At 59.0% G+C, this 14,664-nt stretch carries 10 protein-coding genes and 1 pseudogene; all 11 read left to right on the forward strand.

Annotated features, from left to right (window positions below):
* Window positions 1–4: 4 nt before the first annotated feature.
* The 11 genes and pseudogenes from rseP (at window position 5) to tilS (ending at window position 14,654) form a co-directional block, all read left to right on the forward strand.
* A complete protein-coding gene (gene rseP, locus HP062_RS27035; protein ID WP_010462816.1) occupies window positions 5–1,357 on the forward strand; it encodes a sigma E protease regulator RseP in 1,353 nt (450 codons plus the stop codon).
* A 74-nt stretch (window positions 1,358–1,431) separates the two neighbouring features.
* A complete protein-coding gene (gene bamA / locus HP062_RS27040) occupies window positions 1,432–3,807 on the forward strand; it encodes an outer membrane protein assembly factor BamA (protein ID WP_077748329.1) in 2,376 nt (791 codons plus the stop codon).
* Window positions 3,808–3,852: 45 nt separating this feature from the next.
* The gene (locus HP062_RS27045; protein ID WP_010462812.1) at window positions 3,853–4,356 is read left to right on the forward strand and encodes an OmpH family outer membrane protein; all 504 of its coding nucleotides are present in this window, start codon (window positions 3,853–3,855) and stop codon (window positions 4,354–4,356) included.
* A 3-nt stretch (window positions 4,357–4,359) separates the two neighbouring features.
* Entirely contained in the window at window positions 4,360–5,415 is a 1,056-nt protein-coding gene (gene lpxD / locus HP062_RS27050; protein WP_077748330.1) for a UDP-3-O-(3-hydroxymyristoyl)glucosamine N-acyltransferase, read from the forward strand.
* A 108-nt stretch (window positions 5,416–5,523) separates the two neighbouring features.
* On the forward strand, window positions 5,524–5,964 hold the full coding sequence (gene fabZ / locus HP062_RS27055) for a 3-hydroxyacyl-ACP dehydratase FabZ (RefSeq protein WP_008154051.1): 441 nt from the start codon (window positions 5,524–5,526) through the stop codon (window positions 5,962–5,964).
* Window positions 5,961–6,737, forward strand: a complete 777-nt coding sequence (gene lpxA, locus HP062_RS27060) for an acyl-ACP--UDP-N-acetylglucosamine O-acyltransferase (RefSeq protein WP_010462807.1) — start codon at window positions 5,961–5,963, stop codon at window positions 6,735–6,737. Before fabZ ends, lpxA begins: the two co-directional genes overlap by 4 nt.
* A 2-nt stretch (window positions 6,738–6,739) precedes the next feature.
* A complete protein-coding gene (lpxB, locus tag HP062_RS27065) occupies window positions 6,740–7,870 on the forward strand; it encodes a lipid-A-disaccharide synthase (RefSeq protein WP_145307565.1) in 1,131 nt (376 codons plus the stop codon).
* Between the two features lie 11 nt (window positions 7,871–7,881).
* Complete coding sequence (rnhB, locus tag HP062_RS27070; protein WP_010462803.1) at window positions 7,882–8,508, forward strand: ribonuclease HII; 627 nt, start codon at window positions 7,882–7,884, stop codon at window positions 8,506–8,508.
* A gap of 76 nt (window positions 8,509–8,584) precedes the next feature.
* The gene (gene dnaE / locus HP062_RS27075) at window positions 8,585–12,106 is read left to right on the forward strand and encodes a DNA polymerase III subunit alpha (RefSeq protein ID WP_172792332.1); all 3,522 of its coding nucleotides are present in this window, start codon (window positions 8,585–8,587) and stop codon (window positions 12,104–12,106) included.
* A 139-nt stretch (window positions 12,107–12,245) separates the two neighbouring features.
* Window positions 12,246–13,193, forward strand: coding sequence for an acetyl-CoA carboxylase carboxyltransferase subunit alpha (locus HP062_RS27080; RefSeq protein WP_010462799.1), 948 nt, complete (start codon window positions 12,246–12,248; stop codon window positions 13,191–13,193).
* 133 nt (window positions 13,194–13,326) lie between these two features.
* A pseudogene (gene tilS, locus HP062_RS27085) lies at window positions 13,327–14,654 on the forward strand (tRNA lysidine(34) synthetase TilS).
* The last annotated feature ends 10 nt before the right edge of the window (window positions 14,655–14,664 follow it).

Below are 14,664 nucleotides of genomic sequence, written 5' to 3' on the forward strand. Positions count from 1 at the left end.
GTAGATGAGCGCGCTCTATATGATTGTCGGCACCCTGGTTGCACTGGGCGTGCTGGTCACCTTCCACGAGTTTGGCCATTTCTGGGTCGCACGTCGCTGTGGGGTCAAAGTGCTGCGTTTCTCCGTAGGCTTCGGCATGCCGCTGCTGCGCTGGCACGACAAGAAAGGCACCGAGTTCGTGGTGGCTGCCATTCCGTTGGGCGGCTACGTGAAGATGCTCGACGAGCGCGAAGGTGATGTGCCAGCCGATCAGCTCGATCAATCCTTCAATCGCAAATCGGTCCGCCAGCGCATTGCCATCGTGGCTGCCGGACCGATCGCCAACTTTTTATTGGCAATGGCTTTTTTCTGGGTATTGGCCATGCTCGGCAGCGAGCAGGTGCGGCCGGTCATCGGTGCGGTCGAGTCCGGCAGTATCGCCGCCAAGGCCGGTCTGGGTGCTGGTCAGGAAATTATTGCCATCGATGGCGAGCCAACTTCTGGCTGGGCCGCAGTGAATCTGCAGCTGATCCGTCGTCTTGGCGAGAGCGGTTCTATTCAATTGCTGGTGCGTGAGCAGGGCTCCACGGCGGATTCACCCCGTGAGCTGATGCTGGATAAATGGCTCAAGGGGGCTGACGAACCGGATCCGATTCGTTCGCTGGGTATTCGCCCTTGGCGTCCGGCGTTGCCGCCCGTCCTGGCTGAACTTGATTCGAAAGGGCCGGCACAGGCAGCGGGCCTGAAGACCGGTGATCGGCTGTTGGCCCTTGATGGCAAGTCACTTGATGACTGGCAGCAGGTGGTCGACACGGTCCGTATGCATCCGGATACCAAAATCATGCTGCGCGTTGAGCGTGATGGTGCTCAAATCGACGTCCCTGTGACCTTGGCCGCTCGCGGCGAAAGCAAGGCGCCCACCGGTTATCTGGGCGCGGGGGTGAAAGCGGTTGATTGGCCACCAGAGATGATTCGCGAGGTCAGTTATGGCCCTGTGGCCGCAATTGGCGAGGGTGCACGACGCACCTGGACCATGAGCGTGCTGACCCTCGATTCGCTAAAGAAAATGTTGTTCGGCGAGCTCTCGGTAAAAAACTTGAGTGGACCGATAACCATTGCTAAAGTGGCGGGCGCTTCTGCCCAGTCGGGTGTCGCTGATTTCCTGAATTTCCTTGCTTATCTGAGTATTAGCCTGGGGGTTCTGAATTTGTTGCCCATTCCTGTACTGGATGGGGGACATTTGTTGTTTTATCTGATCGAGTGGGCGCGTGGTCGTCCCTTGTCGGATCGGGTGCAGGGTTGGGGGATACAGATCGGTATCAGTTTGGTGGTCGGGGTGATGTTGCTTGCTCTGGTCAATGATTTGGGCCGTCTGTAACACTTCGCTGAATTGCGAATCTGCCGCATTTTGCGGCAGTTTGTTTATTGCCAGTTGGAATAAGAAAGGACTTCATGAAACGTCTGCTGCTAACTGCGGTTCTCACCGTATTGATGATCGCCGAAGTTCACGCCGAGTCCTTCACTATCTCTGATATTCGCGTCAATGGCCTCCAGCGGGTCTCCGCGGGTAGCGTCTTTGGTGCTTTGCCGTTAAACGTCGGTGAACAGGCGGATGATCGTCGCCTGGTGGAATCCACTCGTGCGCTGTTCAAAACCGGGTTCTTTCAAGATATCCAGCTGGGCCGCGATGGCAACGTCCTTGTCATCACGGTAGTCGAGCGCCCGTCAGTCGCCAGTATCGAGATCGAAGGTAACAAGGCGATCTCTACTGAAGACCTGATGAAGGGACTCAAACAATCCGGTCTGGCCGAAGGCGAGATCTTCCAGCGTGCCACCCTCGAAGGTGTGCGTAACGAACTGCAGCGCCAATATGTCGCCCAGGGTCGCTACTCCGCCACCGTCGACACCGAAGTGGTGCCGCAGCCGCGTAACCGCGTCGGCCTGAAGGTCAACATCAACGAAGGCACCGTTGCGGCAATCCAGCACATCAACGTGGTGGGTAACACGGTCTTCCCTGACGAAGACCTGATCGACCTGTTTGAATTGAAGACTACCAACTGGCTGTCGTTCTTCAAGAACGATGACAAGTACGCCCGCGAAAAACTGTCCGGTGACCTGGAGCGTCTGCGCTCCTACTACCTGGACCGTGGCTATATCAACATGGATATCGCTTCGACCCAGGTGTCCATTACTCCAGACAAGAAACACGTCTACATCACCGTCAACGTCAACGAAGGCGAGAAGTACACCGTTCGTGACGTCAAGCTGAGCGGCGACCTGAAAGTCCCTGAGGACCAGGTCAAGTCCCTGCTGCTGGTTCAGAAAGGCCAGGTGTTCTCGCGCAAGCTGATGACCACCACGTCCGAGCTGATCACCCGTCGCCTGGGTAACGAGGGTTACACCTTCGCCAACGTCAGCGGCGTGCCTCAGCCGAACGATGAAGACCACACGGTCGACATCACTTTTGCTGTCGATCCGGGCAAGCGTGCTTACGTCAACCGCATCAACTTCCGTGGCAACACCAAGTCCGAAGACGAAGTGTTACGCCGTGAAATGCGTCAGATGGAGGGCGGCTGGGCTTCGACCTACCTGATCGACCAATCCAAGACCCGCCTTGAGCGTCTGGGCTTCTTTAAAGAGGTCAACGTCGAAACCCCGGCTGTACCGGGTGTCGACGACCAGGTTGACGTGAACTACAGCGTTGAAGAACAGGCTTCCGGTTCGATCACCGCCAGCGTCGGTTTCGCTCAGAGCGCCGGTCTGATCCTCGGTGGTTCGATCACCCAGAACAACTTCCTGGGTACCGGTAACAAGGTCAGCATCGGTTTGACCCGCAGTGAATACCAGAGCCGTTATAACTTCGGTTATGTCGACCCGTACTGGACTGCTGATGGCGTGAGCCTGGGCTACAACGCTTTCTATCGCACCACTGACTACAAAGACCTTGATGTCGACGTAGCCAGCTATGCCGTAGACAGCCTGGGTGCTGGCGTCAACGTCGGCTACCCGATCAGCGAGACGTCGCGACTGACCTTTGGCCTGAGCGCGCAACAGGACAAGATCAAGACCGGTCAGTACACCGTTGACGAGATTTTCGACTTCGTGAACAAGGAAGGCGACAACTACCTGAACTTCAAGGCATCGGCCGGTTGGTCCGAGTCCACCTTGAACAAGGGTGTGTTGGCAACCCGCGGTCATTCCCAGAGCCTGACGTTGGAAACGACCACTCCGGGTAGCGACCTGTCGTTCTTCAAACTTGATTACCGTGGCCAGTTGTTCCAGCCATTGTCTGATAACTACACCGTACGTCTGCACACCGAGCTGGGCTATGGCGACGGTTACGGTTCGACCGACGGCTTGCCGTTCTATGAAAACTACTATGCTGGTGGTTTCAACTCGGTTCGTGGCTTCAAGGACAGCACCCTGGGCCCGCGCAGTACGCCTAGCCGTGGCACGAACCCGGGCACATTGGCCGATCCGGACCAGGATCCGCTGCCATTTGGTGGTAACGTCCTGATCCAGGGTGGTGCAGAGCTTCTGTTCCCGCTGCCGTTCGTCAAGGATCAACGCTCCCTGCGTACCTCGGTATTCTGGGATGTGGGTAACGTTTTTGACTCGCAGTGCAAAGACACCACCAATGCAAACGGTTCGGCGTCCAATACAAAGTGCAACGACATCAGCCTGAGCAACATGGCCAGTTCCGTCGGTGTGGGTGTGACCTGGGTCACCGCACTGGGTCCTCTGAGTTTCGCGTTGGCCATGCCGATCAAGAAACCGGATGACGCTGAGACTCAAGTGTTCCAATTCTCTCTCGGCCAGACGTTCTAAGCGTCTGCCCCAAAATAACGACAATGGATTTTGTAGGAGTACATCGTGCGTAAGTTGACTCAATTGGTTCTCCTGGCGACCGTACTGGTAGCAGGTCCGGCTTTTGCCGACATGAAAATCGCCGTTCTGAACTATCAGATGGCCCTGCTGGAATCCGACGCGGCCAAGAAATACGCCGTGGACGCCGAGAAGAAGTTTGGTCCGCAACTGTCCAAGCTCAAGACGCTGGAAAGCAGCGCCAAGGGTATCCAGGACCGTCTGATGGCTGGCGGCGACAAGATGCAGCAAGGCGAGCGTGAACGCCTTGAGCTCGAGTTCAAGCAAAAGGCCCGCGACTTCCAGTTCCAGTCCAAGGAGCTGAACGAAGCCAAAGCCGTTGCCGACCGTGAAATGCTGAAGCAGCTCAAGCCGAAACTGGACAGCGCTGTGGAAGAAGTCATCAAGAAAGGTGCTTTTGACCTGGTCTTCGAGCGTGGCGCAGTGATTGATGTCAAACCTCAGTACGACATCACTCGCCAGGTTATCGAGCGCATGAATCAGCTGAAGTAATCCATGACAGCGACTATAAAGCTCGGCCAGTTGGCCGAGTTCCTCGGCGCCACGCTACGTGGCGACCCGGAGAAAGAAATTACTGGGCTAGCCACTTTGCAAGAGGCTGGCCCAGCTCAGTTGAGCTTTCTCGCAAACCCCCAATACCGAAAATACCTGGCGGACTGCCGGGCTGCAGCGCTGTTGCTGAAGGCCGCTGACGCTGAAGGTTATGCCGGTAATGCGCTGGTGGTGCCTGATCCGTATCTGGCCTATGCGCGTATTTCCCATCTGTTCGATCCCAAGCCCAAGGCGCCGGCCGGTATTCATCCGACAGCGGTAGTGGCCGCGGACGCAGTGGTTGATCCGGCTGCGAGCATCGGTGCCTTTGCGGTGATCGAAAGCGGCGCGCGTATTGCTGCCGGTGTGACCGTGGGGGCGCATTGCTTCATCGGTGCCCGTAGCGAAATCGGCGAAGGCGGCTGGCTGGCCCCGCGGGTCACGCTGTACCACGACGTGCGCATCGGCAAGCGGGTAGTGATTCAGTCCGGTGCCGTGCTCGGTGGCGAAGGCTTCGGCTTTGCCAACGAGAAAGGTGTCTGGCAGAAAATCGCCCAGATCGGAGGTGTATTGGTCGGTGATGATGTGGAGATTGGCGTGAATACCGCTATCGATCGCGGTGCGCTGGCCGATACCGTACTGGGTAACGGTGTGAAGCTCGACAATCAGATTCAGATCGCCCACAACGTACAGGTTGGTGATCACACCGCCATGGCCGCGTGTGTGGGGATCTCCGGCAGCACCAAAATCGGCAAGCATTGCATGCTCGCCGGGGGCGTTGGGCTGGTGGGGCATATCGAAATTTGCGACAACGTTTTTATCACCGGGATGACCATGGTGACCCATTCGATTACCGAAAAGGGTTCCTATTCTTCCGGTACGGCGATGCAACCAGCCGCCGAATGGCGCAAAAGCGCGGCCCGTATCCGTCAGCTCGATGACATCGCGCGACGTCTGCGACAGCTGGAAAAGCGTGTAGGGGACGTGACCCCTGACGGTAATGCTTCATCAGATGGCTGATACCATTTCCATATCAAGTGTGCACAGCCGCTAGACTGCCTCCTTGATTTGCTAGAGGGGTGCGCGTCAGTCGCGCGCTCCCAATCTTTACATAGGCTTCCCCCCGAAATGATGGACATCAACGAGATTCGCGAATACCTGCCTCACCGTTACCCGTTCCTGCTGGTGGATCGGGTCGTGGATCTGGATGTGGAAGGCAAGCGCATTCGCGCCTACAAGAATGTCAGCATCAACGAACCGTTCTTCAATGGTCACTTCCCCGCGCATCCAATCATGCCGGGCGTACTGATCATCGAAGCGATGGCTCAGGCTGCCGGTATCCTTGGTTTCAAAATGCTCGACGTGAAGCCTGCCGACGGCACGCTCTACTACTTCGTCGGCTCCGACAAGCTGCGTTTTCGCCAGCCCGTCACTCCAGGCGATCAATTGATCCTCGAAGCCCGTTTCATCAGCTGCAAGCGTCAGATCTGGAAGTTCGAGTGCCAGGCTTCGGTCGATGGCAAGCCAGTCTGCTCCGCTGAAATCATCTGCGCGGAACGCAAACTATGAGTTTGATTGACCCTCGCGCAATCATCGATCCGACGGCCGTTCTGGCTGAAGGTGTCGAGGTCGGCCCATGGTCGATCGTCGGCGCAGGTGTGGAAATCGGCGAGGGGACAGTGATCGGGCCGCATGTGATTCTCAAGGGCCCGACCCGAATCGGTAAGCACAACCGCATCTACCAGTTTTCCTCGGTAGGTGAGGACACGCCCGATCTGAAATACAAAGGCGAAGAAACCCGCCTGGTCATCGGTGACCACAACATCATCCGTGAAGGCGTGACGATTCACCGTGGCACGGTTCAGGACCGTTCGGAAACGACCCTGGGCGATCACAACCTGATCATGGCCTATGCCCACATCGGCCACGACAGTGTCATCGGTAACCACTGCATCCTCGTCAACAACACTGCGTTGGCTGGCCATGTGCACGTTGAAGACTGGGCGATCCTGTCCGGCTTTACCCTGGTTCACCAGTATTGCCACATCGGCGCCCACAGCTTTTCCGGCATGGGTACCGCCATTGGCAAGGACGTTCCAGCCTACGTCACGGTGTTCGGCAACCCGGCCGAAGCCCGTAGCATGAACTTCGAAGGCATGCGCCGTCGTGGTTTCAGCGAAGACGCGATCCACGCCCTGCGTCGTGCCTATAAGGTGGTTTACCGCCAAGGCCTGACGGTTGAGCAGGCACTCACCGAATTGGCCGAACCTTCGGACCAGTTCCCGGAAGTCGCGGTGTTCCGTGATTCCATCCAGTCTTCGACCCGCGGCATCACACGTTAATCATGGCTAATCTGCGTATTGCGCTGGTGGCGGGTGAGGCTTCCGGTGACATTCTGGGCGCGGGCATCATGCGCGCACTCAAGGCTCAGCATCCGGCAGTGGAGTTCATCGGTGTCGGTGGTCCGCTGATGCAGGCCGAAGGCCTGACTTCGTATTTCCCGATGGAACGTCTTTCGGTCATGGGCCTGGTGGAAGTGCTGGGTCGATTGCGTGAACTGATGGCGCGTCGCAAAAAGCTGATCGCCCACCTGATCGCCGAAAAGCCGGACGCATTTATCGGCATCGATGCCCCGGACTTCAACCTCACTATCGAACTCAAGCTGCGTCAGGCCGGGATCAAGACCGTGCATTACGTCAGCCCGTCGGTTTGGGCGTGGCGGCAGAAGCGGGTGCTGAAGATTCGCGAAGGCTGCGACCTGATGCTGACGCTGTTTCCATTCGAAGCGAAGTTCTACGAAGAAAAGGGCGTGCCGGTGCGGTTTGTCGGGCATTCCCTGGCTGATGCGATCCCGCTTGAAGCCGATCGCGCCGCCGCTCGGGCCGAACTCGGCTTGCCGGACGGACCGCTGGTTGCGTTGATGCCGGGCAGTCGTGGCGGCGAAGTCGGTCGTCTCGGTGCGTTGTTCCTCGATACCGCCCAACGCCTGCGGGCCTTGCGCCCCGGCGTTCGGTTCGTCATGCCTTGCGCCAGCCCGGAACGCCGCGCGCAGCTTGAAGAGTTGCTGGCCGGTCGCGATCTGCCGCTGACCCTGCTCGATGGCAAATCCCATCTGGCTCTTGCCGCCTGCGACGCCGTGTTGATTGCCTCCGGCACGGCGACCCTTGAAGCGCTGTTGTACAAGCGGCCGATGGTGGTCGCTTATCGCCTGGCGCCGCTGACGTTCTGGATTCTCAAGCGCATGGTGAAAAGCCCCTACATCTCGTTGCCGAACTTGCTGGCCCAACGCCTTTTGGTGCCCGAGTTGCTGCAAGACGACGCAACGGTCGAAGCCCTGGCCCAGACCTTGTCACCGTTGATCGAGGGTGGCGAAGAACAGACCCGTGGCTTCGACGAAATCCACCGGACCTTGCGTCTGGATGCCTCCAACCAGGCGGCGGATGCCGTGCTGAAACTGATTGGCCCAGTACAATGAGTAAAACAAGCATGCAAATGGGGCTGGATTTCACCTTGGTCGCTGAAGTGGAAGATCTGGTTGCCGGTGTCGACGAAGTCGGTCGCGGCCCGCTCTGCGGCGCCGTGGTCACGGCTGCGGTAATTCTCGATCCGAATCGGCCGATTCTTGGTCTGAACGACTCGAAGAAACTCACCGAGGCCCGCCGCGAAAAGCTCTACGACGAAATTTGCGAAAAAGCCCTGAGCTGGTGCATCGCCCGGGCCGAAGTTGAAGAAATCGATGAGCTGAATATTCTGCATGCCACCATGTTGGCCATGCAGCGCGCGATCGAAGGGCTGCACATCCAGCCGAAACTGGCGATGATCGACGGCAACCGCTGCCCGAAACTGTCCATGCGCGCCGAAGCGGTGGTGCAGGGTGACGGCAAGGTGCCGGCCATCGCTGCGGCGTCGATTCTGGCCAAGGTCAGCCGTGACCGTGAAATGGCCGCTTTCGAACTGATTTACCCGGGTTACGGGATCGGCGGCCACAAAGGCTACCCGACCCCCGTTCATCTGGAAGCTCTGGCCCGATTGGGGCCAACGCCGATTCACCGTCGTTCTTTCGCCCCGGTGCGCCTGGCTTACGAGGCTCGCGAAAACCTGATCGAGAGTTAGTCGCGAGGCTGATGTTTTACTCAAGGCCCGGTACAATCCGGGCCTTGTTGTCTTCACGTTTCTAGACAGGATCACTATGCCGGCTTCATTCGTTCATCTACGCCTGCACACTGAATATTCCCTGGTCGACGGTCTGGTGCGGATCAAACCGCTGGTCAAGACCCTGGTCGGCATGAACATGCCTGCCGTCGCGGTCACCGACCAGAACAACATGTGTTCCCTGGTCAAATTCTATAAAGCCGCCATGGGCGCAGGCATCAAGCCGATCTGCGGTGCCGACCTGTGGTTGTCGAACAAGGACCCGGACAACGCCCTGAGCCGGATCAGCCTGCTGGTGATGAACGCTGTCGGCTATCGCAACCTCACCGAACTGATTTCCCGCGGCTTCATCGACGGCCAGCGCAATGGCTCGGTCATTATCGAGCGCGAGTGGGTGGCCGAAGCCAGCGAAGGCTTGATCATGCTGTCGGCGGCCAAAGAGGGCGAGATCGGCCTGGCCATGCTCAGCGGCAATCCGGCAGAAGCGGAAAACCTCGCGCGCGAATGGATGGCGGTGTTCCCGGATCGTTTCTATCTGGAGATCCAGCGCACCAACCGCCCCAACGACGAAGAGCAGTTGCACGGCGCCGTGGCGCTGGCCGAGAAGATCGGTGCGCCGCTGGTCGCCACCAACGACGTGCGTTTCATCAAGCAGGAAGACTTTGCCGCTCACGAAACCCGCGTCTGCATCGGTGAGGGCCGCGCCCTCGACGATCCGCGGCGTTCGAAGAATTACAGCGATCAGCAATACCTCAAAAGCGCCGAGGAAATGGCCGAGCTGTTCAGCGACATTCCCGAAGCGCTGGCCAACACCGTCGAGATCGCCAAGCGCTGCAACATCGAAGTGAAGCTGGGCACTCACTTCCTGCCCAACTTCCCGATCCCTGATGGCATGACCATCGACGAGTATTTCCGCAAGGTCTCGTTCGATGGCCTGGAAGAGCGCCTCAGCGTTCTGCTGCCCCGAGACACCACCGAAGACTACGAAACCAAGCGTCAGGTCTACGTCGACCGGTTGAATTTCGAACTGGATATCATCATCCAGATGGGCTTCCCCGGTTACTTCCTGATCGTGATGGACTTCATCCAGTGGGCCAAGAGCAACGGCGTGCCGGTCGGGCCTGGCCGGGGGTCGGGTGCCGGGTCGCTGGTGGCCTATGTGCAGAAGATCACCGACCTCGACCCGCTGGAATATGACCTGCTGTTCGAACGTTTCCTTAACCCGGAACGGGTTTCCATGCCCGACTTCGACGTCGACTTCTGCATGGACGGTCGTGACCGTGTGATCGACTACGTGGCCGAGAAATACGGCCGTAATGCGGTGAGCCAGATCATCACCTTCGGTTCCATGGCCGCCAAGGCGGTGGTCCGAGACGTGGCGCGGGTGCAGGGCAAGTCCTACGGTCTGGCGGATCGTCTGTCGAAGATGATTCCGTTCGAAGTCGGCATGACCCTGGAAAAAGCCTACGAGCAGGAAGAAATCCTGCGCGACTTCATCAAGGTCGATGAAGAAGCCGCAGAAATCTGGGAAATGGCGCGCAAGCTTGAAGGCGTTGTGCGTAACGTCGGCAAGCACGCCGGTGGTGTGGTGATCGCGCCGACCAAGCTGACTGACTTCTCGCCAATCTATTGCGATGAGGCCGGCGACGGTCTGGTGACCCAGTTCGACAAGGACGACGTTGAAGCCGCCGGCCTGGTGAAGTTCGACTTCCTGGGCCTGCGGACCCTGACGGTCATCGACTGGGCACTGAAAACCATCAACCGCGACCGCGCCAAGGTTGATCAGCCGCCGCTGGATATCGCGTTCATCCCGCTGGATGACAAACCGACCTACCAGCTGCTGCAAAAAGCTGAAACCACCGCGGTGTTCCAGCTTGAGTCGCGCGGCATGAAAGAGCTGATCAAAAAGCTCAAGCCCGACTGCCTGGAAGACTTGATCGCACTGGTGGCCCTGTTCCGTCCGGGCCCTTTGCAGTCGGGCATGGTGGACGACTTTATCAACCGTAAGCACGGTCGCGCCGAACTCGCGTACCCGCACTCGGATTACCAGTACGACGGCCTCAAGCCCGTATTGGCACCGACTTACGGCATCATCCTGTATCAGGAACAGGTGATGCAGATTGCCCAGGTCATGGCCGGTTACACCCTCGGCGGCGCGGACATGCTGCGACGGGCCATGGGTAAGAAAAAGCCGGAAGAAATGGCCAAGCAGCGCGGCGGTTTCATTGACGGTTGCAAGACCAACAATATCGACGCCGACCTGGCCGGTAACATTTTCGACCTGGTAGAAAAATTCGCCGGTTACGGCTTCAACAAATCCCACTCCGCCGCTTATGGCCTGGTTTCATACCAGACCGCTTGGCTGAAAACGCACTACCCGGCGCCGTTCATGGCCGCGGTACTGTCTGCGGATATGCACAACACCGACAAGGTCGTGACCTTGATCGAAGAAATTCGCACCATGAAGCTGCGTCTCGACGCGCCGGATGTGAATACTTCCGAGTTCAAGTTCACGGTGAATGACGAAGGCCGGATTATTTACGGCCTCGGTGCGATCAAGGGGGTGGGCGAAGGCCCGGTCGAGGCGATTACCGAGGCGCGTCAGGACGGTCCGTTCAAGGACCTGTTCGATTTCTGTGCCCGTGTCGACCTCAAGCGAATCAACAAGCGCACCCTGGACGGTTTGATCCGCAGCGGTGCACTGGATCGTCTGGGGCCTTATTTCCATGACGAGCAGAAAGCCTATCAGGCCAATATCGACCGTAACCGGGCGGTCTTGCTGAACGCCATGGAAGGGGCGATCAAGGCGGCCGAACAAACCGCGCGTACTCATGACAGCGGTCATGTCGACCTGTTTGGTGGTCTGTTCGTTGAAGAAGATGCCGACGTCTACGCCAATCACCGCAAAGCCAAGGAGCTGACCCTCAAGGAGCGCCTGAAAGGGGAGAAAGACACCCTCGGCCTGTACCTGACCGGTCACCCGATTGACGAGTACGAAGGCGAGATCCGCCGTTTTGCTCGTCAGCGCATCATCGACCTGAAGCCGGCTCGTGATACGCAAACCGTCGCCGGCATGATCATCGCCTTGCGGGTGATGAAGAACAAAAAGGGCGACAAGATGGGGTTCATCACCCTCGACGATCGCTCCGGGCGGATCGAGGCTTCGCTGTTTGCCGAAGCGTTCCACTCGGCGCAATCGCTGTTGCAGACCGATGCGATGGTGGTGGTCGAAGGCGAAGTCAGCAACGACGACTTCTCCGGCGGCCTGCGGCTGCGGGTCAAGCGGGTGATGAGCATGGAAGATGCGCGCACCAACCTCGCCGAAAGCCTGCGCCTGAAGCTGCAGACCAAGGATTTGAAGGGCGATCAGCTACGCTGGCTGGGTGAGTTGTTCAAACGTCATCGCGGCGCGTGCCCGATCACCATGGAGTACACGAGCCCCGATGCGAAGGCCTTGTTGCAGTTTGGCGAGACCTGGCGGATCGATCCGGCGGATGCGTTGATTCAAGCCTTGCGTGACCAGTTCGGGCGAGACAACGTCTTCCTCCAATACCGTTGACGGTCGGGGCTGTCTGTAGGCTCCGATCTCGACCAGAATTTTTAATCTCGACCTGAACGCGCCTGTCCCTTAAGGTAGGGCGCGAATAGACAACCGGCCGGCCCAAGCTCTCTTGGACGTCGACCCAAGACGGACGCCTATGAACCCGAATTTTCTAGATTTCGAACAGCCGATCGCCGACCTGCAAGCCAAGATCGAAGAGTTGCGCTTGGTCGGTAACGACAATTCGCTGAATATCGGCGATGAGATCTCCCGCCTGCAGGACAAAAGCAGCACGCTGACCGAAGACATCTTCGGCAAGCTGACCAGCTGGCAGATCGCACGTCTCGCGCGTCACCCGAAACGTCCGTATACCCTGGACTACATCGAACACATCTTCACCGAGTTCGACGAACTGCACGGCGACCGTCACTTCTCCGACGACGCTGCGATCGTGGGCGGCATTGCCCGTCTGGACGATCAGCCGGTGATGATCATCGGCCACCAGAAAGGCCGTGAAGTGCGCGAGAAAGTCCGCCGCAACTTCGGTATGCCGCGTCCTGAAGGCTACCGCAAGGCGTGCCGCCTGATGGAAATGGCCGAACGTTTCAAAATGCCGATCCTGACCTTCATCGACACGCCGGGCGCTTACCCTGGCATCGATGCTGAGGAGCGTAACCAGAGCGAGGCGATTGCCTGGAACCTGCGCGTCATGGCCCGCCTGAAAACCCCAATCATCGCCACCGTGATCGGTGAAGGTGGTTCGGGTGGCGCGCTGGCGATCGGCGTCTGCGATCAACTGAACATGCTGCAGTACTCGACCTACGCGGTGATCTCGCCGGAAGGTTGCGCCTCGATTCTGTGGAAAACCGCCGAGAAAGCGCCGGACGCGGCTGAAGCCATGGGCATCACCGCCGAGCGCCTGAAAGGCCTGGGCATCGTCGACAAAGTGATCGGCGAGCCATTGGGCGGCGCTCACCGCGATCCGGCAGCGGCGGCGGCTTCGATCCGTGCCGAGCTGAGCTCGCAACTGGCGATGCTGAAGAAGTTCGATAACGAGGCGCTGCTGGCCCGTCGTTACGAGCGTCTGATGAGCTACGGTCTCTGATCTGACCGCGCTTCACCCATGTGGGAGCGAGCCTGCTCGCGAAAGCGGTATAACAGCCAACAGATAAGTTGAATGTTAAGCCGCCATCGCGAGCAGTCTCGCTCCCACATTTGATTTGTGCGAAGTGATCGATATGAGTCTGCCAACCCGTGATCTCTCCACCAGGCTTCTGCTGAATCTCGCGCCGTGGCGCAACGCCACAACCTGGCGCGTCGCCTTCTCCGGCGGACTCGACTCCACCGTCCTGCTGCACCTCCTTGCCCACCTCGCAAAAACCCAATCCCTGCCGGCGCTCAGCGCCATTTATGTTCACCACGGCCTTCAGGCTGCGGCTGATGCGTGGCCGCAACATTGTCAGTCGGTCTGTGACGCGCTGGGTGTGCCGCTGCAGGTGGTTCACGTTCAGGTTCAGCCCGGCGCCAGCCTTGAGCGTGCCGCCCGGGATGCGCGCTATGGCGCCTTCGTTGAAGCCACTCAAGCCAATGAGCTGCTTCTCACCGCGCAGCACCGGGACGACCAAGCGGAAACCCTGTTGTTTCGGCTGTTGCGCGGGGCAGGGGTGAGGGGCTTGTCCGGCATGCCGCGCGAGCGCGTCCTGGGTCGCGGGCATCTTTTGCGTCCGTTGCTCGATGTCACACGCGCCGAGCTTGAGGCTTATGCGGCCGAGCATCGGTTGAGCTGGATCGAGGACCCCTCGAACCAGGACCGCCAGTTCTCACGCAACTACCTGCGGCATCAAGTGTTCCCGGTATTGACCGAGCGCTGGCCGCAAGCGACGGCGACCATGGCTCGCACTGCCGCGCATCTGAGCGAAGCGCAGGGGTTGCTCGATGAGCTGGCCCACATCGATCTGGCCAGCGCCAATACCGCCAATGAATTCGATTGGCTGGGTTTGCCATCCCTGGAGTTGGCACCGCTGGTCAGGCTTTCTGCCGCGCGCCAGCGCAACGCATTGAGTCACTGGCTTGCAGCATTGACGCGGCTGCCGGATAGCGACCATTGGTCGGGTTGGGATGATTTGCGCGATGCCACGGGTGATGCCCGTCCGGTCTGGCGATTGGCGGAGGGCGAATTGCATCGGGCGGGCGGGCGTATCTGGTGGCTGTCGGGTCGTTGGCTGCGCGTTCCCCCCCAGTCGGCCTTTGGACTGATCCTTCGACAACGCTGGTTTTACCGGAAAACGGCGAGCTTACGATCACCGGCCAAATCCCCGCCGGCCTGCTGCAAATCCGCTATCGTGAAGGAGGCGAGGTCATGAATCTGCCTGAGCGCGGCCACCGGGATCTCAAGCGTTTGCTCAACGAACGCGGGGTTCCGGGCTTCGTCCGTGGCAGATTGCCGCTGCTTTACCGGGGCGCGCAATTGCTGGCGGTGGCCAATCTGCGGGGCCTCGATGGCAACGAGCAGGAGGGCTGGCATTTGCAGTGGGACCCACTGAGCGAAGATCAAGGTTTGAGCTGAAAGGGGCTTT

This window comes from Pseudomonas sp. B14-6 (genome assembly GCF_013260315.1).
GTDB classification, from domain to species: domain Bacteria; phylum Pseudomonadota; class Gammaproteobacteria; order Pseudomonadales; family Pseudomonadaceae; genus Aquipseudomonas; species Aquipseudomonas mandelii.